Origin of the sequence: Curtobacterium sp. 'Ferrero', from assembly GCF_002412165.1 — a bacterium.
Classification (GTDB): Bacteria; Actinomycetota; Actinomycetes; order Actinomycetales; family Microbacteriaceae; genus Curtobacterium.
In genome coordinates this window covers 166611-192179 of record NZ_NXIA01000004.1, presented here as the reverse complement: position 1 = coordinate 192179, position 25569 = coordinate 166611, and the positions used below count along the sequence as shown (strand labels likewise).

At 70.5% G+C, this 25569-nt stretch carries 29 protein-coding genes and 1 pseudogene; 20 read left to right on the top strand and 10 right to left on the bottom strand.

Annotated elements, in window-relative coordinates; all coding sequences use genetic code 11:
- Positions 1-143 precede the first annotated feature (143 nt).
- From Csp2054_RS06260 to Csp2054_RS06245, 3 genes are all read left to right on the top strand, one after another.
- Complete coding sequence (locus Csp2054_RS06260) at positions 144-737, top strand: hypothetical protein (protein ID WP_096898437.1); 594 nt, start codon at positions 144-146, stop codon at positions 735-737.
- Between the two features lie 433 nt (positions 738-1170).
- Positions 1171-1575, top strand: coding sequence for a hypothetical protein (locus Csp2054_RS06250; protein WP_096898435.1), 405 nt, complete (start codon positions 1171-1173; stop codon positions 1573-1575).
- 93 nt (positions 1576-1668) lie between these two features.
- Positions 1669-2256: a GNAT family N-acetyltransferase gene (locus Csp2054_RS06245; RefSeq protein ID WP_176491584.1), complete on the top strand. Its 588-nt coding sequence runs from the start codon at positions 1669-1671 to the stop codon at positions 2254-2256.
- 321 nt (positions 2257-2577) lie between these two features.
- On the opposite strand, the gene Csp2054_RS06240 is transcribed toward Csp2054_RS06245, so the two are convergent.
- Positions 2578-3003 (bottom strand): hypothetical protein, encoded by a 426-nt coding sequence (locus Csp2054_RS06240; RefSeq protein WP_096898433.1) that lies wholly within the window; start codon positions 3001-3003, stop codon positions 2578-2580.
- A 434-nt stretch (positions 3004-3437) separates the two neighbouring features.
- Here Csp2054_RS06240 and Csp2054_RS17695 point away from each other — a divergent pair, with 434 nt between their 5' ends.
- Complete coding sequence (locus tag Csp2054_RS17695) at positions 3438-4160, top strand: hypothetical protein (protein ID WP_141399155.1); 723 nt, start codon at positions 3438-3440, stop codon at positions 4158-4160.
- 28 nt (positions 4161-4188) lie between these two features.
- Positions 4189-4410: a PLDc N-terminal domain-containing protein gene (locus Csp2054_RS17690; protein ID WP_141399154.1), complete on the top strand. Its 222-nt coding sequence runs from the start codon at positions 4189-4191 to the stop codon at positions 4408-4410.
- A 197-nt stretch (positions 4411-4607) separates the two neighbouring features.
- Here Csp2054_RS17690 and Csp2054_RS18715 read toward each other — a convergent pair.
- The 3 genes and pseudogenes from Csp2054_RS18715 to Csp2054_RS06225 all read right to left on the bottom strand — a co-directional run.
- A pseudogene (locus Csp2054_RS18715) lies at positions 4608-5129 on the bottom strand (DUF1345 domain-containing protein); the annotation flags it as partial.
- A 132-nt stretch (positions 5130-5261) separates the two neighbouring features.
- Positions 5262-6320, bottom strand: coding sequence for a methionine synthase (locus Csp2054_RS06230; RefSeq protein ID WP_096898431.1), 1059 nt, complete (start codon positions 6318-6320; stop codon positions 5262-5264).
- A gap of 30 nt (positions 6321-6350) precedes the next feature.
- The gene (locus Csp2054_RS06225; protein WP_096898430.1) at positions 6351-7310 is read right to left on the bottom strand and encodes a putative oxygenase MesX; all 960 of its coding nucleotides are present in this window, start codon (positions 7308-7310) and stop codon (positions 6351-6353) included.
- 121 nt (positions 7311-7431) lie between these two features.
- On the opposite strand from Csp2054_RS06225, the gene Csp2054_RS06220 reads away from it, so the two are divergent.
- Positions 7432-8373: a LysR family transcriptional regulator gene (locus Csp2054_RS06220; RefSeq protein ID WP_096898429.1), complete on the top strand. Its 942-nt coding sequence runs from the start codon at positions 7432-7434 to the stop codon at positions 8371-8373.
- 76 nt (positions 8374-8449) lie between these two features.
- Here the strand turns inward: Csp2054_RS06220 and Csp2054_RS06215 are convergent, their stop codons facing one another.
- Positions 8450-9103, bottom strand: a complete 654-nt coding sequence (locus tag Csp2054_RS06215) for a GNAT family N-acetyltransferase (RefSeq protein ID WP_096898428.1) — start codon at positions 9101-9103, stop codon at positions 8450-8452.
- Between the two features lie 198 nt (positions 9104-9301).
- Here Csp2054_RS06215 and Csp2054_RS06210 point away from each other — a divergent pair, with 198 nt between their 5' ends.
- Positions 9302-9748 carry a DUF1772 domain-containing protein gene (locus Csp2054_RS06210; RefSeq protein ID WP_217990875.1) on the top strand — a complete coding sequence of 149 codons (447 nt, stop codon included), beginning with the start codon at positions 9302-9304 and terminating at the stop codon, positions 9746-9748.
- Between the two features lie 36 nt (positions 9749-9784).
- Here the strand turns inward: Csp2054_RS06210 and Csp2054_RS06205 are convergent, their stop codons facing one another.
- The 3 genes from Csp2054_RS06205 to Csp2054_RS06195 form a co-directional block, all read right to left on the bottom strand.
- The gene (locus Csp2054_RS06205) at positions 9785-10981 is read right to left on the bottom strand and encodes an FAD-binding domain-containing protein (RefSeq protein ID WP_096898426.1); all 1197 of its coding nucleotides are present in this window, start codon (positions 10979-10981) and stop codon (positions 9785-9787) included.
- A 100-nt stretch (positions 10982-11081) separates the two neighbouring features.
- Entirely contained in the window at positions 11082-12554 is a 1473-nt protein-coding gene (locus Csp2054_RS06200; RefSeq protein WP_096898425.1) for a GH32 C-terminal domain-containing protein, read from the bottom strand.
- A complete protein-coding gene (locus tag Csp2054_RS06195) occupies positions 12551-13609 on the bottom strand; it encodes a LacI family DNA-binding transcriptional regulator (RefSeq protein ID WP_096898424.1) in 1059 nt (352 codons plus the stop codon). Before Csp2054_RS06195 ends, Csp2054_RS06200 begins: the two co-directional genes overlap by 4 nt.
- 135 nt (positions 13610-13744) lie before the next feature.
- Here Csp2054_RS06195 and Csp2054_RS06190 point away from each other — a divergent pair, with 135 nt between their 5' ends.
- The 11 genes from Csp2054_RS06190 (at position 13745) to Csp2054_RS06140 (ending at position 23339) form a co-directional block, all read left to right on the top strand.
- Positions 13745-15151 (top strand): ABC transporter substrate-binding protein, encoded by a 1407-nt coding sequence (locus Csp2054_RS06190; protein ID WP_096898423.1) that lies wholly within the window; start codon positions 13745-13747, stop codon positions 15149-15151.
- On the top strand, positions 15151-16098 hold the full coding sequence (locus Csp2054_RS06185) for a carbohydrate ABC transporter permease (RefSeq protein WP_096898422.1): 948 nt from the start codon (positions 15151-15153) through the stop codon (positions 16096-16098). Before Csp2054_RS06190 ends, Csp2054_RS06185 begins: the two co-directional genes overlap by 1 nt.
- The gene (locus Csp2054_RS06180) at positions 16095-17003 is read left to right on the top strand and encodes a carbohydrate ABC transporter permease (RefSeq protein ID WP_096898421.1); all 909 of its coding nucleotides are present in this window, start codon (positions 16095-16097) and stop codon (positions 17001-17003) included. Before Csp2054_RS06185 ends, Csp2054_RS06180 begins: the two co-directional genes overlap by 4 nt.
- A complete protein-coding gene (locus Csp2054_RS06175) occupies positions 17000-18451 on the top strand; it encodes a glycoside hydrolase family 32 protein (RefSeq protein WP_096898420.1) in 1452 nt (483 codons plus the stop codon). Before Csp2054_RS06180 ends, Csp2054_RS06175 begins: the two co-directional genes overlap by 4 nt.
- A 5-nt stretch (positions 18452-18456) precedes the next feature.
- A complete protein-coding gene (locus Csp2054_RS06170) occupies positions 18457-19413 on the top strand; it encodes a carbohydrate kinase family protein (RefSeq protein WP_255252633.1) in 957 nt (318 codons plus the stop codon).
- Between the two features lie 43 nt (positions 19414-19456).
- Positions 19457-19642 carry a twin-arginine translocase TatA/TatE family subunit gene (locus tag Csp2054_RS06165; protein ID WP_096898419.1) on the top strand — a complete coding sequence of 62 codons (186 nt, stop codon included), beginning with the start codon at positions 19457-19459 and terminating at the stop codon, positions 19640-19642.
- 6 nt (positions 19643-19648) lie between these two features.
- Positions 19649-19966: a Sec-independent protein translocase TatB gene (locus Csp2054_RS06160; RefSeq protein ID WP_096898418.1), complete on the top strand. Its 318-nt coding sequence runs from the start codon at positions 19649-19651 to the stop codon at positions 19964-19966.
- Positions 19967-20227: 261 nt separating this feature from the next.
- Positions 20228-20668 (top strand): Asp23/Gls24 family envelope stress response protein, encoded by a 441-nt coding sequence (locus Csp2054_RS06155; RefSeq protein WP_096898417.1) that lies wholly within the window; start codon positions 20228-20230, stop codon positions 20666-20668.
- 163 nt (positions 20669-20831) lie between these two features.
- Positions 20832-21665: an aquaporin Z gene (gene aqpZ / locus Csp2054_RS06150; protein ID WP_096898416.1), complete on the top strand. Its 834-nt coding sequence runs from the start codon at positions 20832-20834 to the stop codon at positions 21663-21665.
- Positions 21666-21722: 57 nt separating this feature from the next.
- Positions 21723-22316, top strand: a complete 594-nt coding sequence (locus tag Csp2054_RS06145) for a GNAT family N-acetyltransferase (protein ID WP_096898415.1) — start codon at positions 21723-21725, stop codon at positions 22314-22316.
- A gap of 57 nt (positions 22317-22373) precedes the next feature.
- The gene (locus Csp2054_RS06140; RefSeq protein ID WP_096898414.1) at positions 22374-23339 is read left to right on the top strand and encodes a DUF389 domain-containing protein; all 966 of its coding nucleotides are present in this window, start codon (positions 22374-22376) and stop codon (positions 23337-23339) included.
- Here the strand turns inward: Csp2054_RS06140 and Csp2054_RS06135 are convergent.
- The gene (locus Csp2054_RS06135) at positions 23321-23962 is read right to left on the bottom strand and encodes an NAD(P)-dependent oxidoreductase (protein ID WP_096898413.1); all 642 of its coding nucleotides are present in this window, start codon (positions 23960-23962) and stop codon (positions 23321-23323) included. The two genes, Csp2054_RS06140 and Csp2054_RS06135, sit on opposite strands and share 19 nt — an antisense overlap.
- A 63-nt stretch (positions 23963-24025) precedes the next feature.
- Here Csp2054_RS06135 and Csp2054_RS06130 point away from each other — a divergent pair, with 63 nt between their 5' ends.
- Both Csp2054_RS06130 and Csp2054_RS06125 read left to right on the top strand, forming a co-directional pair.
- Positions 24026-24631 carry a TetR/AcrR family transcriptional regulator gene (locus Csp2054_RS06130; protein ID WP_096898412.1) on the top strand — a complete coding sequence of 202 codons (606 nt, stop codon included), beginning with the start codon at positions 24026-24028 and terminating at the stop codon, positions 24629-24631.
- Positions 24628-25314, top strand: coding sequence for an HAD family hydrolase (locus Csp2054_RS06125; RefSeq protein WP_096898411.1), 687 nt, complete (start codon positions 24628-24630; stop codon positions 25312-25314). The genes Csp2054_RS06130 and Csp2054_RS06125 overlap by 4 nt, the downstream gene beginning before the upstream one ends.
- A 13-nt stretch (positions 25315-25327) precedes the next feature.
- On the opposite strand, the gene Csp2054_RS06120 is transcribed toward Csp2054_RS06125, so the two are convergent.
- Entirely contained in the window at positions 25328-25555 is a 228-nt protein-coding gene (locus Csp2054_RS06120; protein ID WP_217990874.1) for a PLDc N-terminal domain-containing protein, read from the bottom strand.
- Between the last annotated feature and the right edge of the window lie 14 nt (positions 25556-25569).

Sequence of the window (25569 nt, the reverse complement as noted above, 5' to 3'; positions counted from 1 at the left end):
CTCGACGCCCGCCGGGAGCGGAGGCGGAGGTTCCTGTGACGGGCGGGACAACACGCTCACACAGTAGCTGCCTGCGAGACGTGAGATCGAGCGCGATCTGGTCGGCACGTTCCGAGCGGCCCGTCTTCTGCGAGGATCACGCTGTGCCCCTCCGTTCCCTCGACCAGCTCGACGACGCGACGTTCGACGTCACTGCGGCGAGTGCGGTCGACGGGCAGCTGATGCTGCACGGATCGGTCCTCGAACACGACACCAGCGCCGGCACGGTGCGGCTTCCGGTGACGCTCACGGTGTCCGACGTGGTGGACGTCCTCGTCGACAGTGCTGGTGGAACCGGTGAGCTCGTCCTCGAGTCCATCGACGTGACCGCGACCGCGGTGACGCTCCGCGGTGTGATCCCGTGCGAGGTCGTCGTGACCACGTCTCGACGGGCACGGGTGCTCCTCGAAGTCGGCGAGACGCCGATCGCGGTTCGCCGCCGGTGGCGATGGCGGCCGTGGATCGGGTCCGCGCCAGTGATCCTCGGCCACCGGGCGGTGTCGAAGCGCCTTCGGCACACTGTCTGCCCGGCGTGCAGACATCCGTGGGCTGAGCACCCCGGCAGCGGCAACGTCGAGAGTGCGACGTGCAGTGAGTGTGCGTACGAGCACGAACACGGCGAGCTCCCGCCAGGGCGTTCCATCTGCGCAGCGCGGGTACCTCGCCACCTGACCGAGCCAGCGTGCCCTCCGGACTGATCAGGTGTTGGACCGCCGGGAGCGCACGTCGGCTCTTGATCGCCACGACCCGCCGAGGAAGATTCGTGGTGCCTGACCCGAAGGCCGGCTCACCCGTGATCGCGTCCTTCGTGTACCCGACGTGCAGGTCGGCGCCGTCGAGGGTCGCGTCCTCGACCGGGGCGATGTTGGAGAGCGGCAGGTCACCGATCTCGATCGGCCGCATGGTGAGCGATGCGGGCGAGGAGCGAATGAGCCCCTCGGCGAGTCGCCGAGTCACGGACGCAGCGCGGAGGCTTCCGACGATCACACCGACGTCGAAGCGGGACTTCACGTGAGGGGAGGGAGTCACGTCCTCGGTAACGTGACTGACTGACGTCAGCCAACCGCCGTCGGCGGCCGTGCGGGGATCGAGCTGGACATCGCCGGCCTGGTAGGCAGCACACTTGGAGCCATGAGGCAGGACGACGGCGGCGGCGATCTCTACCCGTTCGGGCGCCGTGACCGCCACGCGCACTCGATCCAGACTCCCGCGGGCTGGAAGGATCTCGCGGTCACCCTGACGTTGTTCGGGTTGAGCCTGCCGATGTTCGCCGTCGGCTGGTTCGGGGTGGGTTTGTCGATGCTCGCCTTCGACGCGTGTGGGGAGGGGAGGTGCAACGACACCGCCGGATCGGTCGCCTTCATCGGCTTCCCGATCGCCGCCGTCGTCAGCATCGTGCTCTGGGCGTCCGTCGCTGAACGCCGCCGTCGTGCCCGTCGTCGCGCGTGGATGTACGGAGCAGCAGCGATGGTCACCATCGTCGCCCTGTTCGCCCTCGCCACGACCGTCGTCGACTTCGCCGCGCAGCCGAAGTGAACCTCGGGCGCGACGGGGAACATGCCGAACGCGGAGGGCAGAGATGTCGCGGCACCGCACGGCCGCACCGAAGACGGCGGTAGCGTCCCCGTTGTGATCCGATTCCCCATCCCGACGGAGCGGTTCGTCCTCAGCGTGCTCAGCGCAGCAGATCGGCTGGCCTTCACTGCCTACCGCCGTGACCCCGACGTCGTCCGGTTCCAGTCCTGGACGTCGGACTGGTCCGGAGCGGACACCGACGCGCTCATCGCCGACCAACCTGCAGGGCTCCTCCCGGGCTCAGGCGACTGGCTCCAGATCGCAGTCCACGAGCGTGACGCCCCTTCGCTCGTCGGAGACGTGGCCGTGCATGCCGTCGCGGACCAGCCGGACACGTACGAGCTCGGCGTGACCCTGGCACCCCGGTGGCAGGGCATCGGAGCGGGCCAGGAGGCACTCCGCCGGCTCATCGACGGTCTCTTCCTCGAGCAGGGGGCGCACCGAGTCATCGCGATGACGGACGCGCGCAACATCGCCGCGGCACGACTCTTCAGGCGGCTCGGCCTGCGACACGAGGGCCGCGCGGTCGATGCGGACTGGTTCAAGGGCGAATGGACGAGCGTCGACACCTGGGCGATCCTGCGTGAGGAGCACGGCCGGCGGAGCCTGCCATCGACGATGCCGGACAACGACGGGCAGTGATCCTCCGCCCTGGAATACCGTCGACGTCCATGACGGGCGGTCCCGGGCGAGAACTCGCCACGGTGCGCCCGCAATGTGTCGGGATGAGTGAGGTCAGAGAGCCCGAGCTCGTTCCGCGTGCCCTCGTCGTGGCGACGTGGGTGCTCGCGGCGCTGTGACTGAGTGTCCACGCGACGATCGTCCTCCTTCGACGTGCTCGACGCCGTCGGCGTCGCGAGGAGGCCCGGAACGACGCTCATGAGAACGCTTCGTTGGCGGGATGGGAACCCGCGGATGCGCCTCGGGATCGCCCATCAGCGGGCTTCGTCGCCCCGCCAGGACTCACGCGGGCGGAGTCGTCCCGGCTCCCTCGGTGTCATCCGCGCCGGCAGGACCCGTCCCGGCCTGGTCGAGGTTCTCGTTCGGGTCACCCATGTCCCCGATGGCTGCTCCGACGGCGGACAGCCCGAAGTGCTTGCGGACGGCGTTCTCCTCGGCCGGAGACATCGTGTGTCCGGACCCGAGGGACGGCGCACCCGCGATCGCGTCCTTCGTGTACCCGACGTGCAGGTCGGTGCCGTCGAGGGTCGCGTCCTCGACCGGGACGAGCTTGTGGTGCCTGCCGAGCAGGCCCGTCGCGACGCTGACGTAGGCGGCGCTCCCGTCCTCGTCGGAGGGGAACACCTGCGTCGCCTTGCCGATCGACGTGCCGTCACGGTCACGGACCGTCGCGCCCTCGACGAGGTGGATGAGGCTCTTGGGGATCATGGACGCAGTCAACGCCCCGCGCCTGACGCTCGGCATGGACGCCATTGATCGGCACGGCGAAGCCGCGGTCGTGCAGTGCAGACGCAACGTCCGTGCGGACGGGACGACCGCGTCGGACCGCAGCCGCGCCTCCAGGCCGGGCCGCCGGCCGAGCATGCGGTGGACGCTGTGGACGCGACGGGTGGTCGAGGACCTCTGCCGGCATCGGACGGGACGCAGCCGTCGGCGGCCGCGTCGTTCACGGTTCGGACCGATCTGCGGTCGAAGCCGGACGGCTCCATGCCGATGCCGAGCTGACCTGGTGATCGCGATGGCATTTAACCCGACCGTGATGTTGCAGATGTAGTGTACCAATGGTTCGATGAACGAGGTCGGCACCGAGGCCGACCAGGATTCCGGCGCCGGCGCCGGTGCCGGAGGGGAGCGAGTCCGTCATGAACTCATCGTTTCTCGGCCGGCTGATCGCGATCGGCGCAGCGTGCGTCGTGGTGGCCACCTGCAGCTTGGGAGGCGGGCCTGCAGATGCTGCAGCTGCTGCGCCGAACACCAGAGACGCGCAGATCTCGCAGGTGCGGTCCTCAGTGCTGGCGACGATCCGGTCAGAGCTCGTCTCCTCCCGGGCTCGGTCCGACGTCGCGGCGTTCGACGAACTCGATCCTGACCAGCGCGAGGAACTCGCCGCCTTCTTCACGGATCCGACTGTTGCGTCGGCGACCCTTGCCTCCTCGAACAACGATGCGCTCGGTGTGGGCGTTCGGACGGGGGATTTCGCGTGGGGAGTGGATGCTCCGAACGAGAGCGGGCCGGTCGGCAGAGCGGCTTCGCGATCGTCGTGGGGGACGCAGTGGTTCGCCTTCGCAGGTATCAAGCTCACCGAGACCAAGGTGTCGATGTCCTACGAGTACCGGGGCGCAACAGCGACGAAGATGCTCGGGTATTCGTGCACGGTCGTCAGGAACATCCAACCCTTCACCGAAGTGGCGACGTCCAAGAGCAGCGGCTACGTCAGCGGTGGACAGGCCACCGCCAAGTGCAAGGTGGTCGTGGAGCGTGGGGTGCTCACTCCGGGGGGAACGGTCGCCTGGAGCACTTATTCAGCGCTGCAGCGGCTCAGTGCGCGAGGCAACGGTGCGCTGACCGCCAATCGTTGGGAATGAGTCGGCGTCTCTCGTCGAGGAGAAGATCATGAATCCACTCGTCCCGTCAGCGTTCGACGGCGTGCTCATCGCCGGGGCTCTCGGCACCGTGATCCTGGCGTGTGCAGCGTTCGTGTCGCTGCTCCTGTCCAGGACCGTGACTGGCTGGAGCCTGCTCGCCTGGGCGCTCGTCATCCTGTTCGTCCCGATCATCGGACCGGCAGCGTGGTTCGTCGCCCGTAGACGCGAGCGCGCGCGAGCGCAGGGGTGAGCCCGGGTCGACGCTGCGGGTCTGTCGGACCGCAGCGGGGCCTCCCGGCCGCTTCGTGATCCCGCCGCACCGACGTGCCCGACCCGCACATCTCCTGCTGCCCTCCGAGGTCGGCGTCGTCCGCTCAGCCGCCCTGGGTGAGGCTCGTGATGAGGTTGATCGCGACGGCGACCACGAAGGTCCCGAAAAAAGGAGGACAGGAGCGCGTGGGCCATCGCGACGCGCCGCGACGGGGTCGAGGAACGCGTGATGCTGTCAGCGGTGTACGCCATCCCGATCGAGAAGGCCGTGTAGGCGAAGTCGCTGTACGCCGGGTCTTCGTCCTGGTCGAAGTCGAAGCGATGGTGGTCGTCGAGGTAGTACATGCGTGCGTACTTGAAGGCGAAGACCGTGTTGATCAACGCCCAGGCGGCCACGACCCCGATCACCGCGAGGATCGCAGCCGCCGATCCGACGGGGTCCTTCTGTTGGCTGCGCACGAGCGCGAGGACCACCAGGACCACGCTGAGCAGCGTCGCGGTGATGATGAGCGAGTCGACGACTCGACGCGACCGGTCCTCGTGTCGAGCGAGCGAGCGGGTGGTCCCTGGGTCGGCGGGCCAGGCTCGTGACCACGCCCAGACCAGGAAGACCGCGGCAGCGACCACCCAGCCCAGCAGGAGTGCCAGGTCCGGTACTCCGAGGAGCACGGTGACCAGGGCCACCACGGTGCCCGGCATAAGCGCCGACGCGACGGATCGCAGGGCGACGCGGTCGCTGACGCGACCAGGACCGGCCGGGAGGCGCGGCGGGGCCTGGACCCGTGCCTCCCGTCCCGCAGTGCGTGGCCCGGTGCTGCGCGGTGCGGCTGGTCAGACCGAGCGACCGGCCGGCACCGCGGAGTCGACGAGCTCGGCCCGCACGATGTCCGCACCAGCGGACAGCGCACCGAGCTTCGCGAGCGCTGCGTCCCGCGCCAGCGGTGCCATGCCGCAGTTCGTGCTCGGGATGAGCTTGTCCGCGTCGACGAACTCGAGCGCCCGCCGCAGCACCTCGGCGACCTCGTCCGGGGTCTCGACGGCGTCGGTTGCGACGTCGATCGCGCCGAGCATGACCTTCTTGCCGCGGATGAGCTCCACGAGGTCGAGCGGCACGTGCGAGTGGATGCACTCGAGCGAGACGATGTCGATCGACGACCGCTGCAGGAGCGGGAACGACTGCTCGTACTGCCGCCACTCGGCTCCGAGCGTCTCCTTCCACCTGTTGTTCGCCTCGATGCCGTACCCGTAGCAGATGTGCACGGCGGTCTCGGCGGTGCGCAGGCCCTCGGCAGCGCGCTCGAGCGCGGCGACGCCCCAGTCCTGCACCTCGTCGTGGAAGACGGTGAACGCGGGCTCGTCGAACTGGATGACGTCGACACCCGCTGCCTCGAGCTCCCGCGCCTCCTCGTTGAGGATCGTGGCGAACTCCCACGCGAGCTTCTCGCGGCTCTTGTAGTGCTGGTCGGAGAGCGTGTCGATCATCGTCATCGGGCCGGGGAGCGCCCACTTGATCGGCCGGTCGGTCTGCGCGCGGAGGAACTTCGCGTCCTCGACGAAGACCGGCGCCGGGCGGCTCACGGCCCCGACGACGGTCGGCACGGCGGCGTCGTACCGGTCGCGGATCCGGACCGTCTCCTTGCGCTCCTGGTCGATGCCGTCGAGGTGCTCGATGAACGTCGTGACGAAGTGCTGCCGGGTCTGCTCGCCGTCGGACACGATGTCGATGCCGCGGCGCTCCTGCTCGTGCACGGCGGACCGGAGTGCGTCCTGCTTGCCCTCGGTCAGCGCGGCACCGTCGAGCTGCCACGGCGACCAGAGCTTCTCGGGCTCGGCGAGCCAGGACGGCTTCGGCAGGCTGCCGACGATGGAGGTGGGGAGGAGAGACGTCATGCGGGTGCGGGTCCTGTCAGGAGGGCGGGGTCAGAGGGCAACGGGGTCGGCGGCGAACCGGGCGAGCAGGTCGCCGTGCGGGATCACGAGGTGCTCCTCGGTCCACCGGCCCTGCGTGACCCCCAGGCGGCTCCGCTCCGCACGGTCGTAGGTGACCGGGACGGGCGTGAAGTCGCTGTGGTCGAGGGTCGGCTTGTACACGCTGCCGGCCGGGGTGTTCGCGGCGTAGATCTCGGGGCGGTAGATCTTCTGGAACGTCTCCATCGTGGCGATGGTGCCGATGAGCTGCAGCTCCGAGTAGTCCGACGTGACGTCGCCACGTGAGTAGAACGCGAGCGGTGCCGTCGAGCCGACCGGCTGGAAGTACCGGACCTCCATGCCCATCCGGCCGAAGTAGTCGTCGGTGAGCGAAGAGTGCTCGTGCGCGTACTCGGCGCCGAGGACGGGGTGGACGTACCCGGTGTGGCGGTAGGTCTGGCTGGTCGAGACGCTGATGCAGACCACGGGCTCGGCGTCGAACTCGTCGTGGAACGCCGACGACGAGAGGAACCGCTGGAAGAGCGCCCCGTGCAGCCGGCCGAAGTCCGAGGGCACGCCGGACGTCGACGCGGGCAGCAGCACCGAGAAGTCGTAGTCGCGGAGGTACGAGGAGAAGTTGTTGCCGAGGATGCCCTGGTGGCGCTCGCCGGTGTGCTGGTCGACGATCGTGACGTCGAGCATCTCGAGCAGCGGGAACTCGGCGTCGGCCCCACCGTCCGAGAACCCCAGCGACACCGAGACGATGTCGAGCGCCACACGGTAGCGGCCGTCCGCCCCCGCCAGCTCGTTCAGCCGTCCGTCGATCATCCCGAGCGCGTTGCGGAGGTTCTGCTGCCGCTGCTCGCCACGCGCCAGGTTGGCGAAGTTCGTGGTCAGCCGGGAGCTGTCCGCGGGGGAGTAGTCCTCGTCGAACCGCGTCCGGGTGATGCTGAAGGAGGGGTCGTTCGTCATGGTCGGCCGTCCGTGCGTCGTGCGGCCCGCTGGGCCCGGTGGATGGGGTCCTCCGATCATGCAGGGGATCGCCGGGCATCAGGTAATACCGAGTCGCTATGCGGCGGTATAGCCTGCGCCTATGGCCCGGGTCTCGAACGACATCACGCTGCAACAGCTGCGCTACTTCATCGAGGTCGCGTCCGAAGGGTCGATCAGCGCCGCGGCCGACCTGCTCTACGTCTCGCAGCCGACCATGTCCGCCGCGATGAAGGACCTCGAGACCCGCATCGGCCGCCCCCTGTTCACCCGTTCGGCCCGTGGGGTCGTGCTGACCGTCGACGGCGTCGAGTTCCTCGGCTACGCCCGGCAGGTGGTCGAGCAGGTGTCCCTCCTCGAACAGCGCTACGTGGGACGGCAGCGGTCACGCCGCCTCCTCGGGGTCTCCGCCCAGCACTACTCGTTCGCGGTGGAGGCCTTCGTCCGCATGGTCGAGGGAGCCGCCGCCGACGAGTACGAGTTCTCCCTCCGCGAGACCCGCACCTGGGACATCATCGAGGACGTCCGCACCCTCCGGAGCGAGGTCGGCATCCTGTACCGCAACGACTTCAACCGGCAGGTGCTCGGCAAGCTGTTCCGCGATGCCGGGGTCGTCTTCACCCCGCTGTTCGTCGCCCAGCCGCACATCTTCGTCGCCCGACGGAACCCGATCGCCTCGCGGGAGCGCGCCACCCTCGACGACCTCGCCGACCTGCCCCGGCTCACGTTCGACCAGGGTGCGAACAACTCCTTCTACCTGGCCGAGGAGATCCTGTCGACGATGTCGAGCAAGCGGGAGATCCGGGTGTCGGACCGTGCGACGATCTTCAACCTCATGATCGGCCTCGGCGGCTACACCATCTCGACGGGCCTCATCAGCGACGACCTCGACCCCGAGATCGTCGCGATCCCGCTCGACGTGGACGAGCGGATCGAGATCGGCTGGATCGCGCACACGTCGGTGCCCCTGACGGTGCAGGCACAGACCTACCTCGACGAGTTGCGGGCCGTGGTCGCCGCCTACGGCGTCGAACCGCTCGGGTGACCACCCGACGGACAGGAGGCGCGGTGCGGGCCGGCACCGCGCCTCCCGTCCGTCACGGCGGGAGACTGCACCGCGCTCACCCGGCCGTCCCGGACAGGAGCGCGACCGCCGCCCGGGCACCTGCGGTGCCGAGCGTCCAGGCCGGACGGACGAAGTCGTCGCGGTGCAACCGCACCCGGACCTCGTCGACGACCTCGTCCGGTCTCGTCCGCACGCGCGTCACGCCGTTCTCGCGGTAGCCGAGCTTCGCCGAGACCCGACGCGACGGCTCGTTCCACGCCGCGGCGCTCGACTCGGCCCACTCCGCCCCGAGGTGGTCGAAGGCGAACAGCAGCAGTCCCGCCCGCATCTCCGTCCCGAGCCCGACGCCCTGGTGGCCCTTCGCGATCCAGGACCCGCTCTCGACGGTCCTGCGCGCGGCGAACTGCCGGGCGTGGAGCTCCTGCACCCCGACGGGGACGCCGTCACGGAGCACGGTGAAGCCGACGCCCCACGACTCGGGGGTCGCCGTCGACCGGAGCTTCCAGTGGTACTGCGCCAGGGAACGCGCCATGGCCTCCGGCTCGGCATCGGTCCACGGCACCCCGAAGGGCATCCGCGCCGGATCATGGACCCCGGACAGTGCCGCCGTGACGAGTCCCGGCAGGTCGTCGTCGCGGACCGGACACAACGCCAGTCGCGGCGTCGTGATGCGGAGGCCGAAGAGCGGCCAGATGCGTTCGAGGTCCATCGCCCCACGCTACGGGTGCGGTCGCCGACGTTACAGGGGTGCCCGCGAACGGTCGCGGCTGCGCGGGACGGACCCGTCGGGCTCCGCGTGTCAGCACGACGTCAGCGCCGCGTCAGCGCGCTGGGCGATCCTGGGGTGGTCGACCAGAGGAGGAACCGTGCACAGCAGTCCCGTCACCCGGACCCCAGGATGCGCGCCGTGACGGCGCTCCTCGTGGTCCAGCTCGTCCTCGTCGGTCTGCTCGCCGGGGAGGAGTTCATCGTGCGCTGGGGTGTCGGCCCCGCGCTCCGCGCTCTGCCCGACGAAGCACACCTCCGGGCCCGGATCGCGCTCGTGCGCTCCCTCCGCATCGTGGTGCCGGCGCTGATGCTCCCGGCCGTGCTCGTGACCGTGGCCGCACTGGTCGTCGGCGGGCGCGGCGAGGGGCTCGGGTGGGCCATCGCCGGGTCGGCAGCGCTCGTGCTGTTCGTCGTGGCCTCGTTCACCGGGACGGTGCCGATCAACATCCGGGTCAACGACTGGGATCCGCAGCACCCGCCGGCCGACTGGCGCCGGGTCGTCACGCGGTGGGAGCGGATCGACACCCTCCGGTCGAGCGCCGCGGTCCTCGCGTTCGTCCTGTCCGTCGTCGCGGTCGTCGTCTGACCGGAGCTCCTGCTCGTCCGATCCCGTCAGCGTGGGTCAGCGATCCCGCAGCAACCCCGGGATCCGCTCCTTGAACGGGAAGAAGCCCCGCGATGCGAACGGCCACGCGCGGCTGTCCCACGGCCGTCGCACCGTCACCAGCTCCACGCCCTCCGTGGCGAGTGCCGGCCGGAGTGCGTCGAGTCGCTCCTGCACCGGGCCGACCGGGGCGTACGGCACGAGGACCGTGTCGAGCGCTTCCGAGCGCGCCCAGTCCACGACGGTCGACGCGTCGGCGGAGTCGAGTGTCGTCGCGGGACGCCCGTCGGCATCGCTCGTCCGAGCCGCAGCGTCCGCGATGGCTCCGGTCGTGAACGCCTCGACGAGCGGAGAGACGGCCCCGGGCGAGCGGGCGCCGGCGTCCGCGACGACGGCGGTCCCGCGCAGCTCGGGGACGTCCGACGCGAGGGCAGCGAGGAGCGATGTCGGTTCGAGGTCCTCCTCGTGCAGCAGCAGACCGACCCGCGACCCGACCTCGCCGACGACGTCCTCCGGCCCGATCGGCACCGCAGGCGGGAACGGGTCCTCGTCGAACACCCGCGCGGTCGTCGCGAGCCCGGTCGGTGCGAACCGCCCCTCGGTGTACCGCGCGATGTTCTCCGTCGTCGCCAGGTACGTCTTGCCGCGGGTCTGGAGTCCCGCGACCCACCGCCACGACAGCGTGTTCGACGCGGCGTCGCCGTCGAGCAGGTGCCGGAGGAAGAAATCGGCGCCGAGCTGCCACGGGAGCTCCAGCGTGAAGACCCAGATGCTCGCGAACCACATCCGGACGTGGTTGTGCAGGTAGCCGGTCTCGACGAGCTCGCGGGCCCAGGCGTCCATCGCGTCGATGCCGGTCCTGCCCGCGACCGCGTCCTCGTAGCCGTCTGGCGGATCCCCGGCGAGCAGCGCACGGACCTCGGCCCGGTACCGCCGCCACACGTCCGGTCGCTGTTCGAGCCACCCCTTCCAGTAGGTGCGCCAGAAGACCTCTTGGACGAACTTCTCCGACGCGTGCAGGCTGTGCCGTTCGAGGACGGCGTCGACGACCTCCTGCTCGGTCACGAGCCGGTGCCGGATGTACGGCGACAGGCCGGAGACGTTCGTCCGGGACGGTCCGAGGTCGTGGTTGCGGTCACGGCGGTAGTCGCCGGCGGCGCGTGGCACGAAGTCGTGCAGCGCGTCGAGTCCGGCAACGCGGGTGGGGATGAACACCGCGCCATCCTGCGCCGTCCGCCGGGGCGACAGCCGAGGATCGTCGCGACCACGGGCGGACGGGAGGCACGGTGCTAGCCCGCACCGTGCCTCCCGTCCGTCAGCGAGTCGCGACGAGCGCTCGCCGCAGCGTGAACGCGCCGTCCTGCGCGAAGAGGGCGAGCCGCCCGGACGGGCGGTCGTAGAGCCGCGTGCTCAGCGCGACCGAACCGTCGACGACCGCCACGCAGAGGTCACCGTCCAGGTGCACGACGAGCCGGTGCGGGCCGGGGTCGAGGGGTACCGGACGCTCCAGCTCGACGGCGTGCGGCACGTCGCCGAGGATCTGCCACTGCTCACCGCCGGTCGAACCACGTGGCCAGCGGTCGAGCACCATCCGGCGACGGCCCGGCTCGAGGCGGAGCGCGTAGCCCTCCTCGGCGTCGTTGCTCGTGCGGAGCAGGACGCCGAACGCGCGGGTGTCGGCGTCCACGTCGAGGTCGATCGTCACGAGTGCCTCTGCCGGCACCTGCGGGCCGACCCAGGCTGCGTACCGGTCCCGCGCGTCGTGGCCGACCGACGCGGCGGCACCGTTGGTCGGGGTGAACGCGTCAGTGACGTCGAGCTCGTCCGCGTACGTCCGCTGCAGCCGCTCGGGCAGGTCGAACCGCAGCGACCCGTCCGGTCGCTGGTGTGCCTGGAGCGTCGCCATGGTGCCCGCCCACTGCCAGGAGCCGGCGTCGCACTCGCCCTCCTTCGTCGCGATCCAGCCGACGAAGAAGCGGTCGTCGCCGAGCGCGACCGTCTTGGCCGCGTAGAACGCACGGCCGTCGACGGTGTCGTCGGCGGGTGCGAGCCACGGGCCGTCGGGTGAGGTCGCGATGCGGTACCGGGTGCAGAACGCGTCGGAGAACTCGGAGTACACGAGGTACCACCAGTCGCCCCACCGGAAGACATCGGGGCACTCGTGGGCGATGAACCGGTGCGGCGCCCAGAGCGGCTCCGCGTCCCGCCAGGTCACGAGGTCGTCGGATTCGAGTCGGGCGACCAGACCCGAGCGACGGTACGGCTCGTCCGGACGCCGGGTGGCGAGGAGCATCTGCCACGGACCTCCGGTGGACGGCCGGTGGACGAACGGGTCGCGCCAGTCCTCCGGGGCGTAGCCGGGCAGCGCGGGCAGATCCCACTCAGGGTGCTTCGTCCAGGTGGTCGGATCGCCGTCGGAGGTGGCGTGACAGACCACCTGGACGTCCTTGCGTCCGTCCTCGGTCTCGACCGTCACGTGCGGGTTGTGGCCCGTGGAGAACAGGTGGAGCGTGCCGTCGTCGCCCCGGACCACACTGCCCGTGTAGCAGTCGTGGTCGCTGGCGTCCGGTCCGCCGGAAGGCAGGACGATGCCGTGGTCCTCGAAGGAGACGAAGTCCGTCGTGGTGACCGCTCCCCAGGGCATGCCGGTCGTCCGCTCGAGCGGGGGAGCATCGGGCCGTTCGTCGAGCAGGTAGTACAGCCAGGCGGTGCCGTCGAGGGCGACCGGGATGACGTCGCCCACGAACCCGTCCGTCGGTCGGAAGTGCGTGGTCGGCTGGTCGGTCACGGCGTGTCCTCGTGGGTCGGGGCCGCACCTGGCGCGGCGAGGGAGTTGCGCGGTACGTACTCGCACGGCACGAGGTGGCGGCCCGGCTGCTGTCGTTCGGCGAGCAGCAGGGTGCCGGCGTCGAACCCCATCTGCTGGTGGGGGAGTGCCACCGTCGTCAGAGGCGGGTGCATCTGGTCGGCGAGGTCGGGCTGGTCGTCGAAGCCGACGATGCTGATGTCCTCGGGGCACCGCAGGCCGAGTGACTGGGCTGCCATCAACGCGCCGACGGCCATCCGGTCGTTGCCGCAGACGATCGCTGTCGGCGGGTCGTCGGTGAGGATCGCCATCGCCAGGTCGTGTCCGGAGCCCACCTGGTAGTTGCCGAACCGGACCGGCACGTCGCTCAGCGCGATGCCCGCAGCCGTGGCGGCCTCGTCGAAACCGCGCTTGCGCTCCCGACAGGCGTAGTCGTCCTGGGGCCCGCCGAGGAACGCGACCCTGGTGTGTCCGGCGGCGAAGACGGCTGCGGCGACGTCGTGGCCGCCCTGGAACTCGTCCGCGAGCACGGTCACCGCAGGAGCGTTCCCGGGCGGGTAGCAGTTGACGAAAACGGTCGGCACGTCGTCCGCACCCGCGACCGGTGCGACGTCCTCGGGTCCGGGGGCCGCGTAGATGAGCCCGGCGACGCCCTGCTGCACGAGGTTCGCCACCGCCGCCTTCCCCCCGTCGGAGGTCTGCGCCGTCTCCACCACGAAGCAGACGTACCCGGCTTCCTGCACCGCCTGCTGCACACCGAGCACGATGTGGCCGGCGTAGGGCTGCGAGACGAGTCGGTCCGCGATGACGCCGACCGTGTACGACCGGTTCGACCGGAGGGTTTGCGCGGCCCGGTTCGGTTGGAAGTTCAGCGCCTTCGCCGCTTCCCACACCCGTGCGCGCGTCTCCTCGGCCACCGAGACGTCGCGACGGTCGTTCAGCACGAACGACACCGTCGGCTGGGACACCCCGGCCTGCCGCGCGACGTCCTTCATCGTGACGCGACGTGGTTGCGCTGTCCGTTTCCGGCTCGCCATCGGTCCTCCTTCGACACTCCATCATGGCATGAGCAAATACGTATTGCCTACCGGCGGCCCGGTGTGTACAGTCACCTTGCAAATACGTATTGGCCCCGAACGGCGGGGCCACGATCGCTCAGAGAGGAGCGACCCATGGCGAACGGATTCAGCACACCGATCGACCGGCGCACGCTGTTCAAGTTCGGTGGCGCGGGGCTCGCCCTGGCCGGCATCGGATCGCTGGCAGCCTGCTCGACCTCGGGCAGCGGCGCGACCACGTCCGGCACGGTGAAGATGCTCTACTTCGGGGAGCAGAGCGCCGCGACCGCACTGCAGAAGGCCATCGAGCCGAAGATCAAGCAGCTCGACAAGAAGGCGAGCCTGCAGGTCACGGCCATCAACGGGACCGACTGGAACGACTTCCTCGCGAAGGTCCTCACCCAGATCGCCTCGGGTGACGTCCCCGACATCGTCAGCGTCGCGACCGAGGGACAGCAGCTGCTCGCGTCGAAGAACCTGCTGACGCCGCTCGACGACCACGTCACGAAGAACCTGTCCGGCCTGAAGACGTACTTCAGTGGCATCCACCCGTCGCTCCTCGAGTCGACGATGTACGAGGGGCACCTCTACACGCTGCCCGACAGCTTCAACGCGGGCAGCATGTTCTACTCGACGTCCCTGTTCGAGAAGGCGGGGCTCTCGCGGCCGGCGTCGGACTGGACGATGGACCAGTTCCGGTCCTCCGCGGAGAGCATCGCGAAGGTCGGCGGCGGCACGTACGCCTTCGACTGGGTCGTCCGACTCTGGGGCAGCTGGACCTCGTTCCTCTACGCGAACGACGGCAACCTGCTCGAGGAGGGTCGCTACTCCGGCGGTGACTGGCTCTGGAACAGCAATGCATTCGCCGACAACGCGGTCGGGGTCAGCGGACGCAAGGGCGGTTGGAAGTGGGGCGACCCGACGGCCAACTCCGACGCCGCGGTCGAGGCGCTCGAGTACGTCATCGACCTGCAGAAGTCCGGCGCGTCGCCCTCGCCCGACGTGGGTGGCGGGAGCACGCTGCAGGGCCTCTTCGCGTCCGGCCGCATCGGCATGACGATCGGCGGCGGCTTCTGGGCGGGTGGCCTGCACAACGCGGGCATGAAGGACGGCAGCTTCGACGTGGTCGAGTTCCCGACCTGGAAGAGCAACAAGTCGCTCTTCGGTGCCGGCGGCTACGGCATCTTCAACTCGTCGAAGCAGAAGGACCTCGCATTCGAGGTGATCAAGCTCATGGTGCAGCCGGAGAGCTTCGATGCGCTGTGGCCGGGCAACGTCACGACCCCCGCGCAGAAGTCGCTGCTCACCGCGGACCGGTACAAGACGACCGGTCCGGAGCACTGGTCCGTGTTCTACGACCAGCTCGACAACTCGGTCCCGATCTCCGCGCCGCCGTACTACAACGCGCTCGCGACGGCCCTCAACCAGCGCACGACGCAGGCGATCTCGTCGGGCAACGCGAAGAAGGCGCTCGACGGCCTGCAGGCCGACATCGAGAAGGCCGCCTCGCAGGCGTCGTGATGAGCGCTGCGACCGGACTCCGTTCCCGGCGGGCTGCCGAGGTCGCAGCCCGCCGGCCGGCGGCGCGACGCGTCCGCCGCCGCGAGGCCTCGTTCGGCTACGCGATGATCGGACTGGCGGTGGTCTTCGTGGCCGTCTTCACCCTCATCCCGATCCTCGCCTCGCTCGGGCTCTCGTTCACGTCGTGGGACGTGATCACCAGCCCGAAGTTCGTCGGCCTCGACAACTACACGCGGCTCTTCACCGACGGGCCCGTCCTCGCGTCGTTCGGCGTGACGATCGCGCTCGCGATCGGCATCGTCGTGCTGCAGATCTCGCTCGGCATGCTGCTGGCGGTCCTGGCGAACAACCGGAAGCGCAACGCCACCCGCGTCTTCTTCCGGACGTCGTTCTACCTGCCGCTCCTCGCGTCGTCCGCTGCGGTGTCGATCTTCATGGGCTACATCTTCGACACCAAGTTCGGGCTCATCAACTACTACCTGAACGCGATCGGGCTGCCCGGAGCCCACTGGCTCAACGACCCGTTCTGGGCGAAGGTCACGATCATCCTCGTGGTGGTGTGGCAGCAGGTCGGCTTCACGTTCGTGCTCTTCGTCGCCGCGCTCATGTCGGTGCCGGTCGACGTCCAGGAGGCTGCTGCGATCGACGGTGCCGGCCCGTGGCGCACGCTCTTCCGCATCAAGATCCCGCTCATCAGCCCGACGATCCTGTTCGCCACCGTCATCGCCATGATCAACGCGATGCAGCTGTTCGACCAGCCGTACATCATGACCAAGGGCGGGCCGGGCACGTCCACCACCACCGCCACCATCTCCCTCTACCAGGCCGGGTTCCAGAACCTGCAGTTCGGGTTCGCGTCCGCCATCGCGATCCTGTTGCTCGTGATCATCGGCGTCATCACCGGGATCCAGTTCATCGCCGCACGAAAGCTGGTGTTCTACCAATGACGACGACCGACGTCCTCAACCCCCTGCACGCGCCGGAGACGGTCGCGCAGCCGAGCCTCACCCACATCGTCAGGCGTCGCCGTCCGGTCGCGACGGTCGGCAGCGTCATCGGCCTGGTCATCCTGGTCATCGCCGCGGTGTTCGCCCTCGGCCCGTTGCTCTGGACCCTCACCACCTCGCTGCGGACCCCGGCGGAGTCGTTCGACAACCCACCGCAGTGGATCCCGCTGTCCTGGGACTTCAGCAACTACGCCGCAGTGTTCAACCAGATCCCGATCGGGCAGTTCTTCGTGAACAGCGTCATCGTGACGCTCCTCATCGTGGTCGGGCAGACCATCACGTGCACGCTCTCCGGCTACGCCTTCGCGATGATCAGCTTCCCGGGCAAGAACACGATCTTCGGGATCTTCCTCGCGACGATGATGGTGCCGATCCAGACGATCATCATCCCGGTGTTCGTCATCCTCAAGGACATGGGCCTGACCGGCTCGATCGCGTCGCTCATCGTGCCCGCGCTCGGCAGCGCCTTCGGGACGTTCCTCATGCGGCAGTACTTCATGCAGATGCCGAGGGAGCTCGGCGAAGCCGCGCGCATCGACGGCGCGACCCAGTTCGGTGTCTTCCGCCACGTGTACGCGCGGATGGCCAGCCCGGCCATCGCGACCCTCGCGATCCTGAACTTCTCGGGCTTCTGGGCGGAGTACTACCGACCGCTGATCTTCCTCAACCAGCAGGACACCTTCACACTGCCGCTCGGCCTCGTCGGCCTGCAGGGCAACCTCGGTACCGGTTCGATCTCCGTCGTGCTCGCCGGAGTCGTGCTGACGATGATCCCGAGCGTGCTGCTCTTCGTCTTCGCCCAGCGGTACTTCATCGAGGGCGTCACGGCGGGGTCGTCCCGATGACCACGCCCCGGCACACCGTCGCCCACGGGAACGACCCCAGCCTCCACTCCGCACCCCACCAGGAAGCAGCCGCCGTGCACGCCGCACCCGACCACCACCTGCCCCAGTTCCACCTCCGCATCCCGCGCGGGTACCTCAACGACCCGAACGGGCCGATCGACATCGGCGGACAGGCGCACCTGTACTTCCAGTCGCGACCGCGAGTCGACCTCGACGTTCCGGTCGAGTGGGGGCACGCCACGAGTGACGACCTCGTGCACTGGACGCTCCACCGCCCGGCGATCGTCCCGGTCCCCGGTGGTGCTGACTCCGGCGGAGCGTGGTCGGGCAACACCGTCCTCCACGACGGCGTCGTCCGTGCCTACTACTCCGGCAAGGTCGACCACAGCCCGTTCCAGTCGGTGCTGCTCGCGGAGTCGACGGACGGCGGCGCGACCTTCGGAACTCCGGTACAGGTCGTCGCCGACCCCGCCGCTGACGAGGCGATCACCATGTTCCGCGACCCGTTCGTCTGGTCCGACGAGGCCGGCTGGTCGATGGCGGTCGGAGCGGCCTCCGCGGACGGGGTCGCGTCCGTGCGGCACTACCGCTCCGCGGACGGCGTGCACTGGGAGCACGAGGGGGACATGCTCGCCATGACCCGCGACACCATCGACGGCATCGACACGGGCGAGGGGTGGGAGTGTCCCCAGGTCATCCGTGTCGACGGTGAGGAGGTGGTGATCGTCGCCTCGTGGTCGCACCGCGACGGACCGGCCGACGTGATCGCCATCCCGCTCTCCGGCGCACCGCGTCCACACCGCGTCGACGACGGCCAGCACTTCTACGCCGCGTCCGTCATGCGTGCAGGCTCCTGGGGCCCGGTGCTGTTCGGCTGGATCACCGAGGGCCGGACCGAGGACTGGACCCGGCAGGCTGGCTGGTCCGGGGCGATATCCCTGCCGCGCAGAGCATGGATCGCCGACGGCCGCCTCGCGACCGCACCACACCGCGCGGTCGACGCCCTCCGCCGCGGGGAGGCCCAGCCCGGGCACGGTGCGACGATCGGCGCACAGACCGAGATCGTGCTGCCGACGCCGGTCGACGGGTGCATCCGCATCCGGTTCGGCGCGGACGAGCACCTCGACATCGTGGTCGACACCGCGGCGGACACGCTGACCGTCGACCGTTCGCGTGCCAGTACGGACCACCGCGCCGACCCGAGCTCCGCGGTGGTCCGTGCGCCGTTCGACCCGGACTCGGACCTCCCGGCGGTCCGAGTGTTGCTCGACGGCTCCGTGGTCGAGGTGTTCACGAGCGCCGGGCGCTCGGTGACGACGCGCGTCTACCCGCTGCAGGCACCGCCGTGGTCGGTCGAGGCGCCAGCGGGCGCGTCGTACTGGGCGCTCGGCGGTGCCGTCGCCCCGGCGTCGGGCCCGGTAGCGACCGTCGCAGCAGCGACCGCCTGACGCCCGTGGCCACCATCACCGTCGCCGGAGAGGCGCTCGTCGACGTCGTCCACGGTGACTCCGGCCGAGGCGACGACGTCCGCGAGGTGCCCGGCGGGAGCCCCGCGAACGTCGCCCTCGGCCTCGCGCGCCTCGGGTGCGACGTGGAGTTCGCCACCCGGTTCGCTGACGACGAGCGTGGTCGTCGCATCGCGGAGCACCTCCGCGCCTCCGGTGTCCGGATCGCCCCCGGGTCGGCCGGCGCCGGACGGACGTCCACGGCGACGGTCCGCCTCGGCCCTGGCGGGCAGCCACGGTACGAGTTCGACATCACGTGGGACCTGCCGGGACTCGACGAGACGCCCGCGTGGCTGCACGTCGGCTCGATCGCAGCGTTCCTCGAGCCCGGGGCGGACTCGGTGCTGGATGCCGCTCGCCAGACCTCCGCGGCCGGGGGCTCCGTCTCCTTCGACCCGAACGTCCGTCCCGCGCTGCTCGGCCCACGCGCCGAGGTGCTCGCCCGGGTCGAGGAGCTCTCCGCCCTCGCCTCGGTGGCGAAGCTCTCCGACGAGGACGCCGCCTGGCTCTGGCCCGAACTCGGCGACGCCGACGCCGTCCTCGACCGCGTCCTCGCGCTCGGTGCCGGGCTCGCCGTCGTCACTGCGGGCTCAGCGGGCTCCGTGCTCGCCTCCCCGACGCACCGGGTGCACGTCCCGGCAGCGCACACCAGCGTGGTCGACACCGTCGGCGCCGGCGACACCTACACCGCAGCCCTCGTCTGGCAGCTGACACGCCAGCCCGACACGTCGGCAGACGCGACGGCCGACACACAGCAGGACGAGCGGACACGGCTCGGGGGACTCGACTCCCCGACCCTCCTCGGACTCGGCCGGACCTGCTCCCGCGCCGCGGCCGTCACCGTGGCTCGGCGCGGCGCCGACCTGCCCACCGCGGACGACCTGGTGCCCGTCCGCGGATCCTGACCGCTCGCCACCACACCCACACCGCACCCCGGAAGGAACCATCATGCTCGGCAACCTCACCGGCGCGCACCTGCTCATCGTGCTCGCCATCGTCGTCCTGCTCTTCGGCGCGACCAAGCTCCCCGCCCTCGCGAAGGGGCTCGGACAGTCGTTCACCGTCTTCCGCAAGGAGGTCCGGGCCGGCGACGAGGCCACCCCGGACGTCCCGCCCGCGGCACCCCGGGACTGACACACCGTGGACGTCGACAAGATCGTCGTCATCCTGGTCATCGCCGCGTTCTTCCTCGGCCCGCAGCGTCTGGTCACGTACTCCCGGCAACTCGCGGTGTTCGTCCGTCGAGTGCGTGGATGGGCGGACGCGACGAAGGCGGAGATCGAGCAGCAGACCGGCGTCGACGTCGACTGGTCCGACCTCGACCCGCGTCGGTACGACCCGCGCAGGATCATCCGCGAGGCCCTGTCGGAGCCGCTGGACGTCCGTCCGGCCGCGGCGACTGCCGAGCCCCCGACGCCCGGGGTCCGTCACGTGGCGGACGGCACACCCGGCCGCTGACGTGGCCACCCACCGGACCGGAGGCCCGTGGCGACGCCGCCACGGGCCTCCCGTCCGCACGCGTGGACGCGCGCGAAGCGCGACGGCCGTTTCCGGCGTGCCGACGACGGAACGGGGGACAGGGTAAGCCGTCGACGCCCGCTGTCTGGGACCGCGCCGAGACCTGGACGGGGGACGTGACGAACGCTGGGGTCCGCTCGTCACACCGGTGACAGCAACCGCCGGGACGACCCGGCGGGCACTCGGAAGGAGACCGAAGCAATGGCCGACACCACGACCACCCCCACCACCGCCGCACGTCCGGCGAGCCACGCCGCTCAGGGCACGACCGGCAAGACCACGATCGACGACTCGGTCGTCGAGAAGGTCGCCGGCATCGCCGCCCGCGAGGTCAACGGCGTGCACTCGCTCGGCTCCGGCGCCGCCCGCGCCATCGGCGCGATCCGCGACGCCATCGGCCAGCGCGACCACGGCCAGGGCGTCAAGGTCGAGGTCGGCGAGAAGCAGGTCGCAGCCGACATCGTGATCGTCGCCGAGTACCCCGTCGCCCTGCAGCAGGTCGCCGACGGCGTCCGCGGCAGCGTGTCCCGCGCCCTCGAGCAGATCGTCGGCATGGAGGTCGCCGAGGTCAACGTCACCATCCAGGACGTCCACATCCCGGGCGACGACGAGAACGACCAAGAGCCCTCGCGCGTCCAGTGACGCGTTGACTCCCGGGCACCCCGGACCCGCACAACCGAACACCCACCACGGACGCCGCCCGCTGCCAGGCCGGCGGCGTTCGTCGTGTCCGGACGACGAACGTCCGGCACATCGCACCACCACGGATCAGGACCCCGTCGAACGAACAGCCGAGGAGGCCGCCATGCCGAAGAACACCAACCCTGACCGCACCAGCACCGCACGGGCCCGCACCGCGAGCGGTGTGAGCAGGTCCACCTCCGAGCAGCGGCGGGAGGACGCCCAGGCGTGGTCCCCGCTCGCGCGGTACGCGTCGGAGTTCTTCGGCACGTTCCTGCTCGTCTTCGCCGGCATCGGTACCGCGCTCTTCGCCGCGAACGTGCCGAGTGCGACGGACAACCAGCAGGGCGTCGGGTTCCTCGGCGTGGCGCTGGCGTTCGGCCTGACGCTCGTCGCGGGCATCTCGGCGGTCGGACACATCTCGGGCGGGCACTTCAACCCGGCCGTCACGCTCGGCCTGCTCGCCGCCGGCCGGACCGACGCGAAGCACGTCCCCGGGTACATCGTGTCGCAGGTCGTCGGCGGCGTCGTCGCGACGAGCCTGCTGGCCGCCGTGCTCAGCGGGAAGGCCGGCGCCCTGGCCGCGGCCCGGGAAGCCGGATTCGCCTCGAACGGGTTCGGTCCGTCGAGCCCGAGCGGCTTCGGATTCGGCTCGGTGTTCCTCGTCGAGGCGATCCTGACCGGCGTGTTCATCGCCGTGATCCTGTCGATCACCGCGAAGAAGGAGTACCAGGCCGTGGCCCCGCTCGGGATCGGCCTGACCCTGACCCTCCTGCACCTCGTGAGCATCCCGGTGAGCAACACCTCCCTGAACCCGGCCCGCTCCATCGCCACCGCGATCTACGGTGGTGCGACCCCGCTGGCGCAGCTCTGGGTGTTCATCGTCGCGCCGATCGTCGGCGGTGTCGTGGCCGGCCTGATCGTCCGCGTCGCCGGACGGAAGCGCATCACCGCCTGACGAGCGTGCACGTCCCGTGCGGCCCCCGCCCCGGTAGCCTGCGGAGCGGGAGGCAGCATGGACGCTGACGACACCACGACCGTACCGCCGCGGACCGTCCGACCGCTCGACGCGACGACCTGGGACGCGTTCGAGGAGCTCTGCGCCTCGAGCGCCGGGTACCCGAGCGGGTGCTGGTGCAACGGGTTCCACGAGGAGGGGCTCACGCGCGACGCCTCCTGCAACCGCGACCGGAAGCGCACCCGGGTCCTGTCCGGCACGGCCCACGCGGCGCTGGTCTTCGAGGGCGACCGCTGCGTGGGGTGGTGCCAGTACGGCCCGGTGTCCGAGATCGTGCACATCAAGAACCGGCGCCGGTACGACGCGACGCGTGAGACGCCCCTGCCGGACTGGCGGATCGGCTGCAACTACGTCCGCGCCGGTCATCGACGGCGGGGCGTGGCGGCCACCGCACTCCGCGGTGCGCTCGACCTGATCGCGGCTGCGGGCGGCGGTCGGGTCGAGGGGTACCCGGAGCCCGCGGGCACCGTGCCGGCGGGGTTCCTCTTCCACGGGGCGCTCTCGACGTTCGAGCAGGCGGGGTTCGAGCGGGACCGGATGATCGGCAAGCACCGTTGGGTCGTCACGCGGACCGTCGCACCGGTGCGCTGACCGGAGGGGTGGCCGCGTCGCCGGGACGACGGGCGCCCGGTCCGCCACACTGGCGACATGCTCTCGGTCCGCGTGTCCGCCCCCACCCCGCTGGCGGACGACCTCCGTTCCCGGCTCGCCGCCGACCCGACCGTCTCCGACGTCACCGTCCTCCCGGGTGCGAGCCTCGGCGGTTCCGGGGACGTCCTGCTCTTCGACATGGCGCGCGAGAACGCGAACACCATCATGCGGATGCTCCGGCACGCCGGGGTGCCCGAGCACGGCAGCATCGCCGTCTACGACCCGGTCACGGTGGTGTCGGACGCGGCGGACGCGGCCGAACGCGCGGCACCCGGGCACCCCGCGGACGGCGTCCTCTGGGCACAGCTCGCCGACAGCTCCCGCGAGGACGCCCGACCCTCCGTGTCGTTCTTCGTCTTCCTGCTCCTGGCGACGCTCATCGCCGGCATCGGCCGTCTGCTCGACCAGCCGATCCTCATCATCGGCGCGATGGTCGTCGGGCCGGAGTTCGCGCCGATCGCCGCCACCTGCTACGCCCTCGTCCGCCGTCGGCTGGGCATCGCCGGTGCCGCCCTGGCGACGCTCCTGGTCGGCTTCGCGGGGTCGGCGCTCGTGTCCTGGGGTGTGTGGGCGGCCGCCTACGGTGCCGGGCTGATCACGTACCGGCAGGCGACGACCGGTCGGCAGACCGAGTTCATCGTGTCGCCGGACGGGTGGTCGTTCGTGATCGCCGCGCTCGCCGGCGTCGCGGGGGTGCTCTCGATCACCTCGTCCAAGCCGTCCGCGCTCGTCGGCGTCTTCATCTCGATCACGACGGTGCCCGCGGTCGGCACGATCGGCCTGACGCTCGCCGTCGGCGCGTGGGTCGAGGCCGGTGGCGCCGCCGTGCAGTTGCTCGTCAACCTGGCCGGGCTGCTGGTCGCCGGCATCGTGACGCTCGCCGTCCAGCTGCAGTTCGGACGCCTGCTCGCGCGGCGTCTGCCGTCGCGTCGGACCGTCGCGCGTCAGCGTCGTCGCACGTAGGCGCTGCCGTCGCACGTGTGCACCGCACCGTCGTCGCCGGGGAGCCGCAGCGAGTACTCGGCGCAGTCGACGAACGTCCCGATGCTGATCCACCACGACGATCGACGCAGGCGTCCCTTCGACGGACCGTCCGAACCGATGCCGGCACGGTGCACGACCCACTGCAGGTCGCGCGCCTCGGCGTCGAGGAAGCGCATCACCGCCTCGTTGTCCCGGTGTTGCCCGTCGTAGCTGCGCGCGATCGTCGCTCGGACGATCCGGAGCGCCAGCGGCAGTCGCTTGCCGGGGACCGCGCTCAGCCCGCCCGCCTGGTACAGGAACCGCTGCACGCCACGCTGTCGCATCGCGGGGACCAGCTGTCGGACGAACTCGTCGTTGATCCGCCGCTTCTCCTGCGCCCGGCGGTCCCCGAGCATGGCGACGACCGCGTCGACACCGTCGAGGAGGCTGTCGAGGTCGAGCGGCTCGGTGATCGACCCCTGCACCACCTCGAGATCGCTGTGGGCGACCCTGAGCTTGGCGGGTGTCCGGGCCACGGCTCGGACGGTGTGCCCCGCGGCGAGGGCGAGACGGACGAAGTGCTGACCGGTCTGACCGGTGGCTCCGAACACGAGGATCTGCATGTTGCCTAATCTAGGCACTGCCTAGAAAATAGGCAATGCCTAGTCCGGGATTAGGATGGTCCCGTGTCCGACCGCCCGTTCCACCACGGCAACCTCCGCGCAGCGCTGCTCGACGAGGCCGTCCTCGTGCTCCGCGAGTCAGGCGTCGACGGGCTGTCCCTCCGCGACCTCGCCCGTCGGACCGGTGTCAGCCACGGGGCACCCCGCAGCCACTTCGTGGACCGGCAGGCCCTGCTCGACGCCCTCGCGACGAGCGGCTTCGACCGGCTCACCGCCGCGGTCCGCCGAGCGCTCGCCGGTTCCGGGTCGGACCTCGCCGAGCGTTTCCACGCGGTCGCGCACGCCTACGTCGAGTTCGCCATCGACGACGCGGCCCTCATGGAGCTGATGTTCCAGGCGAAGGGCAGCGGCGGCGTCGGAGCAGCGGGGGAGTCGGCGGCGACCCTGTTCACCGTGCTCGACGGGGCCATGGGACCGCGCTCGACGGACGGCGGCGACGAGGGGGCTCGCACGGCCTTCAAGATGCTCTTCGCCGCGACCATGCAGGGCATCGCGGCGCTCGTCGCCTCGCGGCGCATCGAGCGCCGGGACGCCGACGGGCTGATCGAGGCCGCGACCGACATGATGCTCGCCTCGGACCTCCGCGCCCGGGCGATCACGGCGGCATGACCGCGCAGCGGATCCGCGCCGTGGGCTTCGACCTCGACGACACCCTGTTCGACCACCGTGGCGCCGCCCGCGCCGGCGCTCGTCGGTTCCTCACCGGGCTCGGCGCCACGGTGACGGAGGACGTCCTCGACGCGTGGTCCCGGGCAGAGGACCGGCAGTACGAGCGCTGGCGCTCAGGGGCGATCGGGTTCCAGGAGCAACGTCGTGAACGTCTCCGGACCGTCCTCCCGGCTCTCGGACTCGCGCTGCCGACGGCGGAGGACGCGCTCGACGCGCTCTTCGACGACTACCTCGTCGCCTACCGAGACTCGTGGCGGGTCTTCCCGGACGTGATCCCGCTGCTCGGATCCCTCCGAGAGCGCGGGTACCTGCTCGGCCTGCTGACGAACGGTTCGGCGGCGCAGCAGCACGACAAGCTCGCACGGACCGGCCTCGCCGACGCCTTCGACGCCGTGTGCGTCTCGGAGGAGATCGGGGTGCACAAACCCGGCCGACGCGCGTTCACGACCCTGGCCGACCGGCTCGGCGTCGACCCGGGCGCGTGCTTCTTCGTCGGCGACGACGTGGAGAAGGACATCGCGGGCGCCGGGGGCGCGGGCATGCGGACGGCGCACGTCGACCGCACCGCCGGCGGCACCAACGACCTGGCCGAGCTCGTCGACGCGGCGCTCGGAGACGACTGATCCGAGGTCGGCGTCAGGCCGACGAGCCCCGGTTCAACCGGTCGGCCGCCTTGCCGAGCAGCCAGTTCACCGCCCACCCGAGCACGCCGACGACGGGCACGAAGAGGATGACGACCGTCCACAGGATCTTGATGGCATCGCTGCGCCGTCGGTCGCGCCACACCTGCACGAGCGCGACCACGTCGAGCGCGAGGAACGCGATCAGGACGAGGACGTGGACTCCGGTCAGTGCTCCGAACACGCGGTCTTCCCCTT